At 38.4% G+C, this 16,337-nt stretch carries 13 protein-coding genes; 3 read left to right on the top strand and 10 right to left on the bottom strand.

Annotated elements, in window-relative coordinates:
* Positions 1–19: 19 nt before the first annotated feature.
* Positions 20–2,113: a winged helix-turn-helix domain-containing protein gene (locus AC27H3_RS12000; protein ID WP_487106508.1), complete on the bottom strand. Its 2,094-nt coding sequence runs from the start codon at positions 2,111–2,113 to the stop codon at positions 20–22.
* Positions 2,114–2,278: 165 nt separating this feature from the next.
* Here AC27H3_RS12000 and AC27H3_RS11995 point away from each other — a divergent pair, with 165 nt between their 5' ends.
* Together AC27H3_RS11995 and AC27H3_RS11990 are read left to right on the top strand one after the other, a co-directional pair.
* The gene (locus AC27H3_RS11995; RefSeq protein WP_487106506.1) at positions 2,279–3,154 is read left to right on the top strand and encodes a CE1 family esterase; all 876 of its coding nucleotides are present in this window, start codon (positions 2,279–2,281) and stop codon (positions 3,152–3,154) included.
* 161 nt (positions 3,155–3,315) lie between these two features.
* On the top strand, positions 3,316–4,122 hold the full coding sequence (locus AC27H3_RS11990) for a hypothetical protein (protein ID WP_487106504.1): 807 nt from the start codon (positions 3,316–3,318) through the stop codon (positions 4,120–4,122).
* A gap of 288 nt (positions 4,123–4,410) precedes the next feature.
* On the opposite strand, the gene hflC is transcribed toward AC27H3_RS11990, so the two are convergent.
* The 8 genes from hflC to tsaE form a co-directional block, all read right to left on the bottom strand.
* Positions 4,411–5,295: a protease modulator HflC gene (hflC, locus tag AC27H3_RS11985; protein ID WP_487106502.1), complete on the bottom strand. Its 885-nt coding sequence runs from the start codon at positions 5,293–5,295 to the stop codon at positions 4,411–4,413.
* A 3-nt stretch (positions 5,296–5,298) separates the two neighbouring features.
* A complete protein-coding gene (gene hflK, locus AC27H3_RS11980; protein WP_487106501.1) occupies positions 5,299–6,447 on the bottom strand; it encodes an FtsH protease activity modulator HflK in 1,149 nt (382 codons plus the stop codon).
* Between the two features lie 137 nt (positions 6,448–6,584).
* Positions 6,585–7,871, bottom strand: a complete 1,287-nt coding sequence (gene hflX / locus AC27H3_RS11975; RefSeq protein ID WP_487106500.1) for a ribosome rescue GTPase HflX — start codon at positions 7,869–7,871, stop codon at positions 6,585–6,587.
* 33 nt (positions 7,872–7,904) lie between these two features.
* Positions 7,905–8,153, bottom strand: a complete 249-nt coding sequence (gene hfq / locus AC27H3_RS11970) for an RNA chaperone Hfq (RefSeq protein ID WP_487106499.1) — start codon at positions 8,151–8,153, stop codon at positions 7,905–7,907.
* A 118-nt stretch (positions 8,154–8,271) separates the two neighbouring features.
* On the bottom strand, positions 8,272–9,228 hold the full coding sequence (gene miaA, locus AC27H3_RS11965) for a tRNA (adenosine(37)-N6)-dimethylallyltransferase MiaA (RefSeq protein WP_487106497.1): 957 nt from the start codon (positions 9,226–9,228) through the stop codon (positions 8,272–8,274).
* Positions 9,229–9,240: 12 nt separating this feature from the next.
* The gene (gene mutL / locus AC27H3_RS11960; protein ID WP_487106496.1) at positions 9,241–11,211 is read right to left on the bottom strand and encodes a DNA mismatch repair endonuclease MutL; all 1,971 of its coding nucleotides are present in this window, start codon (positions 11,209–11,211) and stop codon (positions 9,241–9,243) included.
* A 7-nt stretch (positions 11,212–11,218) separates the two neighbouring features.
* Complete coding sequence (locus tag AC27H3_RS11955; RefSeq protein WP_487106494.1) at positions 11,219–12,532, bottom strand: N-acetylmuramoyl-L-alanine amidase; 1,314 nt, start codon at positions 12,530–12,532, stop codon at positions 11,219–11,221.
* Between the two features lie 95 nt (positions 12,533–12,627).
* The gene (tsaE, locus tag AC27H3_RS11950; protein WP_487106577.1) at positions 12,628–13,068 is read right to left on the bottom strand and encodes a tRNA (adenosine(37)-N6)-threonylcarbamoyltransferase complex ATPase subunit type 1 TsaE; all 441 of its coding nucleotides are present in this window, start codon (positions 13,066–13,068) and stop codon (positions 12,628–12,630) included.
* 398 nt (positions 13,069–13,466) lie between these two features.
* Here tsaE and queG point away from each other — a divergent pair, with 398 nt between their 5' ends.
* A complete protein-coding gene (queG, locus tag AC27H3_RS11945) occupies positions 13,467–14,612 on the top strand; it encodes a tRNA epoxyqueuosine(34) reductase QueG (protein ID WP_487106492.1) in 1,146 nt (381 codons plus the stop codon).
* Between the two features lie 63 nt (positions 14,613–14,675).
* On the opposite strand, the gene AC27H3_RS11940 is transcribed toward queG, so the two are convergent.
* Entirely contained in the window at positions 14,676–16,325 is a 1,650-nt protein-coding gene (locus tag AC27H3_RS11940; RefSeq protein WP_487106490.1) for a response regulator, read from the bottom strand.
* Between the last annotated feature and the right edge of the window lie 12 nt (positions 16,326–16,337).

The raw sequence follows: 16,337 nt of genomic DNA, 5'->3' as shown, positions 1-16,337 counted from the left end.
GCTAAAGCAATAATAAAGATTAGTTAGACAACTGAAATTGCCAAACATTACTGCTGCTTGAGTCAACCTTTTCACAAGCAAAAAAGTTGTGTTCATAAGCGGTATGACAACTGTTGGGTATTCTGCCTTTAAAGTTAAACATAACTTGATGCTCACCTGTGTTTAGGTTCAGTGCCATATAGGATTTATCTTTCAAATAATAAATCCTATTATCTCGCCACTGCCAATGACGCCAACCAGAAATAGGAAACTCAGCAATAAGCATAGATTCAACACCGGTTTTTACATCTAATTGATATAAGCCTGAGTGATTAAATTTAGTATAATAAACATTATTTTGATTACCTTGTACGCTATAACCACCTTTAGCAGTTAACTGGGTTACCCTTTTATTGTTTAAAGACAACTGCCAAATATTCCATTGCCCATCAACTTCAGCACTAAATAGGATGTGCCCCGATGTAAAAGCAACGTGATGCACTTTGGTAAAGTTTTCAGCTATTTTTTGCCATTTTTTATTATTCAAACTGTACAAATACAAACTATTATTAATGCTCGCCACTATTTCATCATCGTTTGGTGACCAAGAAATGGCGCCGATATAAGCTATTTCCTCATCGAACTTAGCCACACTAACGTTTGCATTTTCATCTTGTATGTATACTTGTTCTTTACCGGCTCTATTAGATAAGAATGCCAATACGTTAGTATTATTGCCAAGCGCTGGATTAAGATTAATCCCACTACTTTTTGTCAGTGGTTTTAGTTCACTATTTTGCATAGAGTAACTTACTATATTAACCGTAGATTGGCTGCGTTCGGTTATTACAGTGCGAGGAGAATCTCCGATTGAAAGCCGACTAAATTGATCACCGTGCGCTATATTTTTTAACAGACTGTGGTCAATATTAAAGTCAAAAAGCCCCGTATTATTGGCCAATAATATTTTATCGGCTGAATGCCACATCATGCCGTAAACATTATCGATAACGGTTGCGCTCAACGTAATCGAGTTATCGTTTAACGAAATAAGTTTAATTTTATCGGTTTCATCGCCACTATATTCAATAACAGCTAACGTTTGAAAGTCAGGTGAAATAGAAAAAGCATAATCCCCGACAGTATTTCCGGTTTGAGCCGGGTGAGTAAGTTGTTGTTTTCTTCCGGTATCAAGCTGATAAGAGTACATTGCATACGGCTCAGATATGCTTGCTCTAGAACGATAAATTAAGCGGCGCTTTCTCTCATCATAAACAAGCGGTGTTACCACTCTTGTGCCGCATTCAACAACGGTAGAAAACACCATTGTAGATAAGTCTATTTTAACTATTTCACATAGCCTTTGTTGTAAGTTATTTAATCTTGAAGCATAAATAAAGCCATCGCTGGCAAACAATACGTCGGTGTAATAATAATTGTCATCGGAAATAGCTTGAATTGAACCGTCAGCTTTTTTCATCTGCAGCTGTGCAGTAGCATCAGCATTTGCTCGGTGCAAATAAACAAGTGAACCAGTTTTGGGCTCAAAACTCGCATTAAAAGCACTACCCAATGTAGATGTAATCGGTTGCCAAGCAACAACTCTTAAAGCTTCTGGTTCACTCTTAGCGTCTGAAAGTTTATACAAGAAAATTATGATGAGTAATAATACAGCTAAAACCCATACTCGACTGGCACTTAACAAAGGTAATTTTTGCTCAGCAGACTCTTTTACGGCTATTGTGTCGTCATGAGAAGCTTTATTATTTTTTGGGGCAGGCGCATTAGCCATCAACTCAGCTGAGCTAGCTTCATCGGTTATATGCTGTAAAGTTGGTACTTCTGTAAATCTATAGCCTACTTTACTTACTGTTTTAATCCATTTCGGCGCGGATGAGTCATCTTCTATTAGTTTTCGTAGCTCACCAACAGCTCGGTTTATGGCTGCATCACTAACAACACGACCTCGCCACACTTGAGCAACTAGCTCTTCTCTTGAAATAGCCTCTTGAGGGTGTTGACAAAAATACACTAATAATTCAAAAACTCTCGGCTCAAACTCGATACGTTTAGTATTTTTAAAAAGTGCTACCTGCTCTACATCAACAATAATATCGCCAAATAAAAACCGCATTTAATAATTCATCACTTTATTCATCACTTTATTCATCACTTTCTTCGTCATTATCATTTCATTATAAAATCATTGTTACCTCTTTATTGAAGCAAATCAAGAAACTGACAAACTTCGAACCTACCTAGTCACCATAATTTGATAAGAAATTAGATGAGAAATATCATGAATAAAATCCAGATACTTAGCCTTACTATTGCTTCATGTTGCCTACTGATAGCTTGCGGATCTGGCAGTAAAGATGAAAAAATTACACAGCCGACCCCAGTTATTAAAACATGTGCTGGACAATCGCTTGATACGGATGCGAGCTGTATTAGCATAGAGAACCGAGAAGCCATTGTTTACAAACCTGATGATGCAATTGAAGGTATCGCTCTATTTTTACATGGTGCCCCTGGCTCAGCTAAAAAAGTGAGTAAAATATTTGATGCTAAAACATTAAGTATTAGCGAAAAATTACTCTCGGTTGCTCCTGAAGGGAGAAATGAAACTTGGGGATGGGAAAGTCTTAATAATGCGAGTGCGAGTAATATTGATGTCGACTTTATTCTTAATCTGCTAGCACAGATCAGAGCTGACAATGATGTAACCACAGATAAAGTCTATGTTTTTGGTTACTCCGCTGGCGGGTTTATGGCTTATAAACTTGCTTGCCACATTCCAGAACATTTAACTTCAGTGGTTACTTTAGCTGGACAGTTTCGTGGCGAATTTACGGCTTGCTCAACATTAACACCAGTAACTTTACATCATCTACATAGCCCACAAGATAGAGAAGTCCCTATAAGCGGCAGAAGCACAGGCGCGATTAAATCTGTTACAGATACACTTGCCCATTGGCTGTTAATCAATGGCTGTAGCGACACATTTACTAGCATAGAGCACCCTAAAGTTATCAATGAAAGTAGTGGTAGCGAAACACAAGTATGGGAGGGTTGCGCTAAAGATGTTCGTTTCACTTCATTAAATAATGTACCACACGAAAGCAGTTATAACGCAGAGGCTTTAAAGCAAATTTATAGCGCTGTTTTTAACTAACCTGAACTCTGGATAATGAGTGTTTGATACTCAAGTGAATCAATAGCGCGCTATTTATCGACGTTTTAACGCAGATAATGGGTTAAAAGGGAGCATTGAGCAAGTGCTGATTAACTAATACCACCAATGTCAAAACACTTCACATTTAATAAGGATCAACTATGCGTACAATTTATAGTTTTTTACTGATGACATTTTTGTTGTCAGCTTGCTCTGGTGATAACAATAAAACAGAAATAACAAACCCCATTGAACCTCCCGAAAACATTGCAGTGTCTGACTCTAACATGGAAATTCCTGACAACCGATTTGCTAATAATTACCAAGTATTACTCTTTGGCAATAGCCATGTCATTGGGCTAAGCAGTTTACTAAAGAAGTTACTGAACGCAGGTAATCCCTTTGCCACCATCACTATACAGAATGCAGGGGGAGGTTTTCTAGATAACAGATCAACACAACAGAAAAGGATTGATCTACTTGAAAACCAACCTTGGACACATGTGATTTTACAAGGGCAAAAATATTCTCAATCGGGTGCGACAACCTACCCTGTTACTGCCGCACTATCTTGGATTAAAAAAGCTAAAAGTCTAGGTATAACCCCAATACTATTTCCAGAGCACCCGCAACAAGGTAAAAGGCAAGAAGGGAAACGAGTGCATCAAATTCATACTGGAATTGCAGAAATACAAAAGTCGTGTGTAGCACCTATTGGCTTAACTTGGGATAAAGTCATCATGACCCTACCTCAACTGGTACTTCATACACCTGACGGCAATCATGCTGCTTTAACAGGGCAACTGCTCACCGCTTTTGTTTTCTATGAAGTCATTACTGGAGAAGCGGCAGATTTACTGCCCTTTATTAAAGATATTGATGTCAACGAAGCAACACAACAAGTATTGAAACAACTAGCCTCAGAGACCATACAAGCGCATCAGGCATGTTTGTTTGAAAACGTGTGAGGCCTAGTTTTTTGTAAGCATATTTTAGATACATAGCCAGCCGAATACAGAGCGTTATTTTACGTAAATCAATATGAGCGAAAAGCCATTAATGTATTAGCAGGTGTAAATAAATACAAGTTTGCAGTAATTAGCAACAACGTTCATACGTGAGAAAATGAAAGCGCACTCTCAAGCTGCAGTTTCAATAACTAAAATTATATTTTTCGATATAAAAACGCCACTCGCTTTTAAACGAGTGGCGTTATAACTAAATCATGCTTTTCAAAGTTCAGCTTAACACTAATCTTAATTCGACTTTTTACTGTCTTTTAGGTAATTAAAGAAATTGCTATCAGGCTTAACTACTAAGATATCACTCTTATCGCTGAAGCTTTTTTCGTAAGCTTCTAAACTACGAAAGAAGTTATAAAACTCAGCATCTTGGCCATAAGAATCAGCATAAACTTTTGCTGCTAAAGCATCTCCTTCACCACGAATTTCTTGTGCTTCTTTCTGTGCTGTCGCTAACATTACGGTAACTTTTGCATCAATAGTTGCACGAATGATTTCAGCTTGCTCTTGACCTTGTGAGCGATGCTCTTTCGCCACAGCGGTACGTTCAGCACGCATACGCTCGTAAATTGAATTACTGACCTCAGTAGGTAGGTTAATAGCTTTGATACGAACATCAATCACTTCAATACCTAAATCTTCACGGCTACTTGCAGCGCTTTCCAGTGCTTTAGCCATAATATCGTCACGTTCACCAGAGACAATATCTTTGATAGTACGCGTACCAATTTCAGTTCGTAAACCATTATTTACTTTCTGTTTAAGTAAAGCACGAGCATTCTCAATTGAACCTGATGTACGTAAGTAGTAAGTAGAAAAATCAACAATGCGCCATTTAACAAATGAGTCGACCATTAAATCTTTCTTTTCAGATGTTACGAATCGATCAGGCGCATCATCTAAGGTTTGAATACGTGCATCAAGTTTACGTACTTGGTTAATAAACGGAAATTTAAAGTGTAAACCAGGCTCATAAACCTTCATGTCGCCGGTATCACCATCACGTTTAATTTTTGAGAATTGGAAAACAATGCCACGTTGGCCTTCAATTACTACAAAAACAGACGAAACCGTTAGCACAAGTATTAAGGCAATAATTGCCAATAGAAAATTCTTCATGGCTTAGTCTCTCCCATTATTGAATCGATCATTACGACCAGATAATGTTGGCGCAGTATTATTGCTGTTTGACGATTGATTTATCGTCGTCGGTGATGATTGTTGAATAACACGTTGACCGCCAGATTGTTGTTGCATAATTTTATCTAGAGGTAAGTAAATCATGTTATTGCCACCATCAACATCAACCATTACTTTGCTGGTGTTGCTGTATACTTTTTCCATCGATGTAATGTACATACGTTGGCGAGTAACTTCAGGCGCAGCTTTGTATTCTGGTAACAACTTGTTAAAACGCGCTACATCACCTTCAGCATCAAGTAAAACTTGTGACTTATAAGCTAACGCTTCTTGCTCTAAACGCTTAACACGACCACGGGCACGAGGTTCAATACCACGAGCGTAGGCTTCAGCTTCACGTAAAAAGCGCACTTCATCTTCTTGTGCAGAAATAGCATCATCAAATGCATCTTTAACTTCGTTTGGCGGACGAGCATCCTTGAAGTTAACATCAACAATAATCAGACCTAAATTGTAAGGATCAATAATTTTCTCTAGCTCTTTCCAAACAGCTTGACGTACGGCTTCACGACCACTAGTCAAAATGTCGTCCATGTTTGCATGACCAACAACATAGCGCAAAGCACTATCTAGTGATTCGCTTAAACTCTCATCTGCATTAGTTACACTAAAAACATAATTACGAGCGTCAACAACACGGTATTGAATTTCCATTTCTACACGAACAACGTTTTCGTCTTTGGTCAACATAAAACCAGATGACGGTAGGTTACGTGTAGTTTGCATATCAACAGGAATAATACGTTCTGCGAACGTCCACTTCCAACGCAAGCCAGGTTCTACCGTTCCGGCATACTGACCAAAGCGTAAAACAATACCTTTTTCAGCTTCTTTAATAGTAAAAAAGCCTGCAAATACATAAACTAATATCGATATAACCAGAACAACCATGATGCCGATACTAGAAAAACTTTTTCCTGATCCGCCTCCTGATTTGCCACCGCCAAATATACCGCCAAATTTATTGCCGATATCTTTTAATAGATCATCTAGATCAGGTGGACCTTGATTCTTACCACCTTTATTTTTCCAGGGATCTTTCTCGTTATTCCCCGGTTCATTCCAAGCCATGCTATTCTCCGCTATAAAAATTAATGCGCTAACTGCTATATATACCCCTACCACTTCAAGATGCTATTTCAGAGCATCTTGAAATGGAACGGGGTATAAACGATAAAACACTGCGTTTCACGTAATATATCAGTCTGTTAAGTTTGAATAAAGTGCTCTATTTCTGCTTCATCTTGTTTTAGTAACTGATGCCATTCTCTAATTGGTAATTTTATGTCGAGTAAACAATTACCTTGCTCATCATAACGTTCATCAGTTATACAATTTAACTCGTAAAGTTGACCGCGAATTTTACCAGCACTCGGCGGTAAACACAGTAAATGTTGAATTATTTCTTTTCCTAATCGCTCCGAAAGCGCTTGGAATAATAACTCAATACCAATACCTTGCTGTGCTGAGAGCCATACGCGAATTGGCAATCCTTGATCATCACGATCAATCCGCGGCTCAACATCATCTAAGCGGTCTATTTTATTACAAATTAATAGCTGCGGTACATCGCCCGCTTCTATTTCTTTTAAAACTTCTTCTACTTGTTCAATGTTTTCAGTTCGTCGTTCATCGGCAATATCTATTACATGCAACAATAACTCGGCTTCACGTGTTTCGGTTAAGGTCGCTTTAAATGCAGCAACTAAGTCATGAGGCAAATGACGAATAAAACCGACAGTATCAGCCAAAATAACACGACCAACATCCTCAACTTCAATTTTACGTAAAGTGGGGTCTAAGGTAGCAAATAATTGATCTGCGGCATAAACGTCCGCTTGAGTTATTTTATTAAATAAGGTTGATTTACCAGCATTGGTATATCCAACGAGGGAAATTGTTGGGATCTCAGCGCGGGTTCTTGCTCGGCGGCCTTGTTGTCTTTGCTTTTCAACTTTACCTAATCGCTTACGAATATTAACCATACGTTCGTGAAGTAAACGACGATCAGTTTCAAGCTGTGTTTCACCTGGGCCACGTAAACCAATACCACCTTTTTGGCGCTCTAAATGAGTCCAACCACGAATAAGGCGAGTGCTCATGTGGCGTAATTGCGCTAATTCTACCTGTAACTTACCTTCATGCGTGCGAGCGCGCTGGGCAAAAATATCTAAAATCAATGTTGTGCGATCAACCACACGACATTCGCACAAGGCTTCGATATTTTTTTCCTGTGAAGGCGATAAGCTATGGTTAAATAAAACAATATTCGCATCGAACATACGTACTGCGTCAGCAACTTCTTGAACTTTCCCTGTGCCAACAAAATATTTAGGATGCGGAGTATTGCGTTTACCTGTAACGATATTTAACGAATTTATACCTGCAGAATCAACAAGCATTTCAAACTCTTGTATATCTTCGCGGGTGTTATCATCTGGAAAATCTACATGAACAAGTATCGCCTGCTCACCTGCCTGATACCTATCAAACAAATGAGCGACTCCATACAATACTAGCTTTTTGCATTAATCTTCTATTTCCTGATTCGCTTGTGGGCTTGGCATAGTTGTAACTGCACGCGCCGGCACTACCGTTGAAATGGCGTGTTTATATACCATTTGACTAACCGTGTTTTTAAGTAAAATTACAAATTGATCAAATGACTCTACTTGTCCTTGCAATTTAATGCCATTAACTAAATATATTGCTACTGGAATACGGTCACGACGTAACGCATTCAAAAATGGGTCTTGTAAAGATTGCCCCTTTGCCATTATTTGGCCCCTTTTGTTATTTTTAGTAAAAAGTGAAATATTTAGTTCAAATATTTTATTATAGTAATTCAATTAACTAGCTGAAAACTGCGCAACCAGTTTAATTATACATCAATGTTTACAGTTTGCTCACTGCCGACAAAATAAGTTTTAAATTATTTTCATCTTCCATATGCAACCAATGTAAATTTTGCCAACTTCTTAACCAGGTTAACTGTCTTTTTGCTAACTGACGAGTCGCACACACACCTTTAAAAACCATGTCTTCGTGAGAGAAGTCACCTGCTAAGTATTGCCACATTTGCCGGTAACCAACACAACGAATCGAAGGTAAGTCAAGGTGCAAATCGCCTCTTTCTTTTAGTGCAATAACTTCTTGTTCAAAGTTTTGCGCTATCATTTGTTCAAAGCGAAGCTCAATGCGTGCATGCAAATCGCTTCGCTCTTTTGGTGCTATAGCAAACTGTAAAACATTTCCACTGACTATATCACCTTTTATTGCAGTTAATTGTGTCAAAGTATTACCAGACTTTCGATATACCTCTATTGCACGTGCAAGCCTTTGGGGATCATTAGGATGAATACGCTCGGCAGAAACAGGATCGAAACCCTGTAATTCTTCATGCAGTGCAAGCCAACCTTTGTCAGCTGCCTCTAGCGCTATAGCATTGCGAATGTCTTGATCGGCCTCAGGAAGTGGTGATATTCCTTCAATTAAACTTTTAAAATACATCATAGTACCGCCAACCAATAAAGGTATACGGCCATTTTCTCTACTTTTTGCGATGGCTTTAAGTGCGTCATGACAAAAATCTGCAGCAGAATAACTTTCGATAGGATCTCTAATGTCGACTAACTGATGCGGATAGGCGGCTAATTCTTCTGCCGTAGGTTTCGCCGTTCCAATATCCATTCCCTTAAAAACTAACGCAGAGTCGACACTAATAATGTCACATGGCAATGCATCACATAATGCCATTGCTAAGGCAGTTTTACCTGACGCAGTTGGACCCATTAGGCAAATAACGGGTGGTTCTTGCAGGTTAATATTCTGTTGGTTTAACGCCTTAGTCATTTTGGTAATAATTTACTTTATCTGATTTATGAATGATGTGAGGTCTATCACTACAGAATTCAAGCGTAGTTGCTGTTCAAATTGACAATTAAAATGACTTTCTGCATTTCGCCAAACTTGTAATGCATAGGCTTGCGTAGATTCTCGGTTCAACATAAGTTCAGCCAACGCGATTTGCCACGCTGTTTCTGAGTGTGCTTCGGTAGTATTTTCAACGTCTAGTTGCTTAATTAACGCATCAAAGCTATTTGCTATATCTTGATTCCGAAGCAAAGCGGGAAACTGTCGAATTTGTAATGTTGTTGAATTTTGTTGACGAATTTCCATCCCTATATGCTGAAATTGATTTTCATTTATTTGGACAAAGTTGGCGACTTCTTCACTGACCGATATTTTTACCGGTAATAATAGTGGCTGACTAACAAGCTTTTCATGCCAACGTTGTTTGATTACTTGTAACTTAAGTTGTAAATCAAGTTTTGTAACCGACAATAAACGTAAAGTATCGTGGTGTTGAAAAACTAAATAATGTGGAGCCTGCCAAAACAGTATTTTATTAACATCAGCGCTATTGTCTTCAATAACTTGAGCAATATTATTAGGTTGTGCATTTTGTATTAGAGGTTGTGAATGTGTAATCACCGGCTCTGAAATCTGGGGCTCGTTCGCCAACGGTGTCATTAAATCACTATAGGCTTTGCTAGCCTGATTATTTACCTTGCTACTATAACTTTGCCCATTACTACGCTGACTGTTATATGCTTGATGATATTCACCTTTCTGACTTACTGACTGATTTTCTAATTGATTTCCTAGCTGATTTCTTGTCTGAGAAGAACTTGATGTAGCTGTTGCTTGCTGGGCATCAGCGTGAGGTCTTAACGGCGTAACAAAGTTCGAAGCCTGACTATGAGCTTGCTGCTGGCTGCTATCGGAGTTTGGCGTAGAAAAAATTTCGCCCGTGGTATTATCAACATTGAATTCGAGCTCACTTTGTAAAGCTCGATTACAAACTGAGTAAATAAAATCATGCACATAGCGACCTTGGTGAAACCGTACTTCATGCTTGGCGGGGTGCACATTCACATCAACTTCACTAAAGTCGAGCTGTAAAAATAAAACAAACGCAGGATAACTATCGCTAGGCAGCATGTCAGCATATGCTTGACGAATAGCGTGATTAATTAATTTATCGCGCATCATGCGTTCATTAACATAACTATAGCTTAAGTCATTCTGATTTCTAAAGTAACTCGGTTGAGCAATCCAACCGTGCAAATGTAAGCCACCATGCTCACAATTGACTTCAATAGCATTATCAATAAACTTTTGACCACACACTTGCGCAACACGTTTACTGCGTTGCAAGGCTGTGGTTGCGCCACGAAACTGTTTAATAATTTTATGGTTGTGTGACAAGACAAAAGTAATATCAAAGTTTGCCAACGCGATACGTTTGATTACTTCTTCTATATGAGCGTATTCTGTTTTTTCAGTACGTAAAAATTTTCGCCTTGCTGGTGTGTTAAAAAATAAGTCGCTAACATCTATAGTCGTGCCATTTGGGTGAGCAGCAGGCTTAATTGACACCGCCATATCTCGACCTTCGGCATTTGCTTGCCATGCTGACTCTTGAGCTTCAGGTTTCGAGGTTAAGGTTAAACGTGAAACAGAACTTATACTGGCCAATGCCTCACCACGAAAACCCAAACTACTAATAGCTTCTAGATCATCAAGATCTTTAATTTTACTGGTTGCATGTCGGCTCAAGGCTAATGCTAGCTCGGCTTTAGCAATACCTTTACCGTTATCAATAATGCGGATACGTTTAGCACCGCCTTTTTCAATGTCAATTTTAATGGTGGTAGCGCCAGCATCAATGCTATTTTCAACAAGTTCTTTTACAACAGAGGCTGGGCGTTCTACTACTTCGCCTGCGGCAATTTGGTTAGCGAGGCGAGCGGGTAATATTGCGATGGTCATACGAGCGTTAGTCTGCCTGTGGTATTTTGAGTGTTTGACCAATTCTAACCACATTGGATTTGAGGTTGTTGGCAGATTTTAATTGTCTAATTGAAACTTTGTAACGCTGTGCAACAACCGATAGCGACTCGCCTCGACTAACCTTGTGCTCGCGCACTCGCGTTGCCGCCATTAAAGTGCCGTCAGGTGGGTTACGAGAAAAATAATCATCAACGGCAATATATATCGCGTTAGCAAGTTTTTGCTGATGATTACTGTTATTTAAACGTCGTTCTTCTTGATGATTAGAAATAAAGCCCGTTTCTATAAGTACAGAAGGGATATCAGACGACTTTAATACCGCTAAACTTAAACGCTCAGGTTTGTGCTTGTGTAATTTAGTTACTTTTTTCAATTGTTTAACTACATGTTCAGCAAAGTCGTAACTGCTCGCCATGGTGTATTCTTTTTTCATATCACCAAGCGCAATAGCTAAGTTATTATCTTTAGTGCTTCTAATGGTTTCACCGGCACCGCCAAGTAGCTCAGAGTTTTTTTCTCGGTTTTGAATCCAGCGCGAAAACTCAGAATCTGCGCGCCGAGTCGCTTGCACTAATACAGAAGCACCGCTAGGTTGTGGGGAGGTAAATGCATCGGCATGAATGGAAATAAGTAAATCTGCTTTCGACTTTCTGGCAAGCTCTGTTTTACGGTTATGATCAACATAATAATCGCCGCTGCGGATCATCACCGCTTTTAGCCCTTGCTTGCTGTTAATTAAATTAGCCAATTTTTGAGATATTTTTAAGGTAACATGCTTTTCATAAGTACCTGAAGCGCCAATTGAACCAGGATCTTCACCGCCATGACCAGCAACAATAGCAATAACGATATCGCGTTTACCTTTACTGTTATCATGAGTGGTAATTGGGTGGCTACTTTTGTCGTAAAGATCAATAACTAAACGATCACTGTATTGCCCTGCCGGTGCTAAGGGAAATACCGACACTCTGTAATCTTCAGCTAACTCCAAGACCAAACGCGTGGTGCCTTTTTGTTTTGATCGGCTAGTGCGAATTTTTTGTACGCGACGATCGGCTTTAATTGCTGACATTAAATCAGCATTATTGGTGCTATTTTTAAAATCAATCACTAAACGTTGCGGTGACTTTAAAGAAAAGTATTTAAAATCTGGTTTGTTACTCAGATCAAAAACAACCCGGGTATTTTCTGGCGCCGGCCATATCCGAACACTATCAATGCTATTGTTTGCGTTAACCGTTGCTGCATAGACTAGCCAAAGCATAAGTACAGCGTTTTTTACAATACGGCTTAAGTGCATCGAATTTATTCCCTTGTGTATTTCTTTTTGAATACTATTGTTCTTGGAGCAAGCTCATTAATATTATTTATCGTTAATGCTTTCTATCGTTAATGCTATCTGGCCAAAAGTGATATTAGTTGTTCGCCTAATGGGGTCTTAGCTTGTAACGCAACTTGACGTTGTTCATCAAGGTAAGCTAAATCAATAATCATATCGGCTACTGGTAGCATACCTTGGCCTTTTTCAGGCCACTCGATAAAGCTACAACAGTTGCTGTTAAAGTAATCTCGAATGCCCATATATTCTAGTTCTTCTGGGTCAGCTAAGCGGTATAAGTCAAAATGATACACTTGCCAATCTTGTAGATCATAAGGCTCAACTAAAGTGTAAGTTGGGCTTTTAACATTACCAATATGCCCCATTCCTTGCACAAAGCCACGAGTTAACGTGGTTTTTCCTGCCCCTAAATCACCATTTAAAAAAACAATAATGCCTTGTTTAAGTGCTGTTTTTACAAGATTTGCTATTTTTTTGCCTAAAGCAATTGTTGCCATTTCATCGGCTAATATAAACGTTTGTTTTGTCACTATATTATTCATCGTTTCGTTAGTCGTTCTAAAGTATCTTATCTACTGCACAATTACCATTATTTAGCAGTTCAAATTTAATGCTATAGTCTACTATTTTCTATGCAAGCTGTACCGTAAGAGATGATAATAATATCAGCTGCAACGCATTGAATACAGTATCAGCACTTGAAAGCGTAAAATTTTTCTTATAACTCAACCTAGCGCTTTGTAATTACCTAAAAGGTAAACTTGTACTAATTAATACTCACCATAATTAATAAGTATTTTTATTATGAGCTTTACTTCAATTAACCTTATAATCGTGATGTGTTAACCTTGTCGCACATTATGCATCATCTATATCTTTTTTATATTCCATAGCCATGACCTTACCTGTTATTAATTATCAAGAATTATCCACACAAATTAAACATTGGGGACAAGACCTTGGCTTTTCCCAAGTGGGTATTAGTGATGTAGATTTATCTGATCATGAAGCAGCATTAACGCGATGGTTAGAAAACAATTATCACGGCGACATGGATTATATGGCGCGTCATGGCTTAATGCGCGCTAGAGCAAAAGAGTTAGTTGAAGGTACGCTTAGCGTAATTAGCGTACGTATGGACTACTTACCTACGGATGCTAAGTTTGCGCGTATATTAAAAAATAGAGATCATGCCTACATTAGTCGTTATGCGCTAGGTCGTGACTATCACAAATTAATGCGCAAACGCCTAAAACAATTAGGTGAAAAAATTAGCGCTCACTGTGAAAACTTTAATTATCGCCCATTTGTTGATTCTGCCCCGATATTAGAAAGGCCTCTAGCCGAAAAAGCCGGTTTGGGTTGGGTGGGTAAACATACATTACTGATCAACAAACAAGCGGGTTCATGGTTTTTTCTCGGTGAGTTATTGGTTGATATTCCTTTGATTGCAGATATGCAAGCAGAAAATGACTGCGGAGCCTGTGTGGCGTGTATAAAAATTTGCCCAACTCAAGCAATAGTTGAACCTTATGTTGTAGATGCTAGGCGCTGCATCTCTTATCTTACGATTGAATTACGAGATGCAATTCCGGAAGAGTTTCGAGCATTAATTGGTAATAGAATTTATGGTTGTGATGATTGTCAGCTAATTTGCCCATGGAATAAATTTGCCAAGCTTGGCAGTGAAGATGATTTTAAACCGCGACAAAACTTAGATAACATCGACTTATTAACTTTATTTGCTTGGGATGAAGCCACTTTTCTCAGTAAAACAGAAGGCTCTCCAATTCGACGTATTGGTTTTCAATGCTGGCAACGTAATATCGCCGTTGCTTTGGGTAATGCCAATTTTTCTCTAGATAATGTTCATGCGTTAACATCCGCATTAGTTAATGCTGAAACTATGGTGGCAGAGCATATTGAGTGGGCGTTAGCGCAGCAATCTTTAAAACAAAAAACACTAGTTCAAGACAAAAATGTTAGATTAACCGCTCGACTCATTCGCTCTGTAGAAAAAGGTATGCCACGGGATGCATAGCATATTACATGGATATTAATGGCTTAAACCTGCTATGAATAACTTAAACTTGGTTTAAAGTAGTTAGTCTTGTTCTTTAGCTTTTTGCCATTTCAGCAATAAGTCTTCAAAAGTAGCTCGGCTTTTCCCCTCAAGGTTAGCGGCATGTAGTTCAGCAATAATTTTTTCTGTGGCCTCCTCATGCTCCGACGTACCTTGCTCTTCTTGTTTAATTTTTATTAATATTTTTAATTCACTAAACAGGAGTTTTGTATTGTTAGGGCTGAGCGTTAATGCTTGTTTTATAGCGTCAAGTGCTGGCAATAATCGATTCTTCTGAAAATGCTCAACAGCCATGCTGTTAAGTTCTTTAGCGGTAAAATGTATTTCTTCACGTTGCTGAGTTTCTTGCGCTATGTAACGCCTAACCACTTGGCTATTTAACGAGTCACCTGCAATTTGCTTATTTATCGCAGCAAGTAAATCAATGGCATCTTCACGCATACCAAGTTCATGTAATACTTTTACCCGATCTAGGTTATCTTCTACAACGCTAGTTGGCTGAAGCGACATATGATTTTCAACTAACTTGGTGGCTTTATCACGTTCGTTGCGAACATTATGCAGCCGAGCTTTAACAACAATTAATTGCTGTTTAAATAGGTTAGCGTCGTGTAAATCGTGCTCAAATTGCCTGATATATCGATCGGTTTGTTGCAACAAATCATTAGCGCTTTCATCTGGCGTTGCACAAGCGAGATCAATACTTGACCTAATAACATTAAGTAATAGCTCGGGAGAATCATGAATCGAGTTTTTAGCTTGTTGTGCAATATTTTTGGTCGCCACATACTGGCCTTTATGATCATGAGTTAAACGTGCTAAATCCCATGATTTTTTATTACGCTCTATATTTCTAGGAGCAAGCGCCATGGCTTTTTTTATTTCTTCGTAGGCTTGTTCGTAATCTTCTTGCTCAATGAAATACTGCGCCATCATATCGTGAGCACCAAACCGAGTTTCTGGTTTATCTATCAAGGTTTTTAGCATATCGCTAATTTCTTCTAAACGGCCTTGTTTTAATAAGGCTTTGGCATAACCTAGGTAAACCCAAGAATATTTATACTGCTTAAAAAGTTGAAAATAAAATTTTTCTGCTTCTGCAAACTCACGTAAAGCTAGGTAAGACTCGCCAATAATGCGGTTAATATTAGGATGATAAAATGCGAGCTTTTCATTTTTTAGATGACGTTCGGCGAAATAAAGCGCTTTAGCGTAAGATTTTTTGTCAATCGCGTTGTTAATATTAAACAACACCTGCTTAACCTTCAGTATGGCAATAAAACGACTGCGTACTTTCTTTATTGCTAACGGCTTAGTCCAAAAATCATCAGGTTGTAGCTCAATAATAGAATTAACCAATGATTCATTAGTTTCAGTACTTAAAAATATTAATACTGTGGTTTTAGTCACATGACCTTTAAATTTTAGCTCTTCTAAAAGATGAAATCCGTCTTTGTCACTTTTTACATTAAAAGCACAAATTATGATATGAAAATGCATTTCATCACACAACCTAAGCCCGTAATATGCATTTTGTGCACAACGTACTTCTTTAATGCCTAACGCGAATAAACTCTCTTTCAAAATACTATGAACGAGTAAGTTATCATCAATAATCAGCACATTGAGTTGATCGAGCTGTGCTAATGTATTTTTATCGACTTCTTCCATTTTATACCTAAT

The organism is Colwellia sp. NW0002-52-1 (genome assembly GCF_057550865.1).
This window is presented reverse-complemented; position numbering and strand designations above follow the sequence as displayed.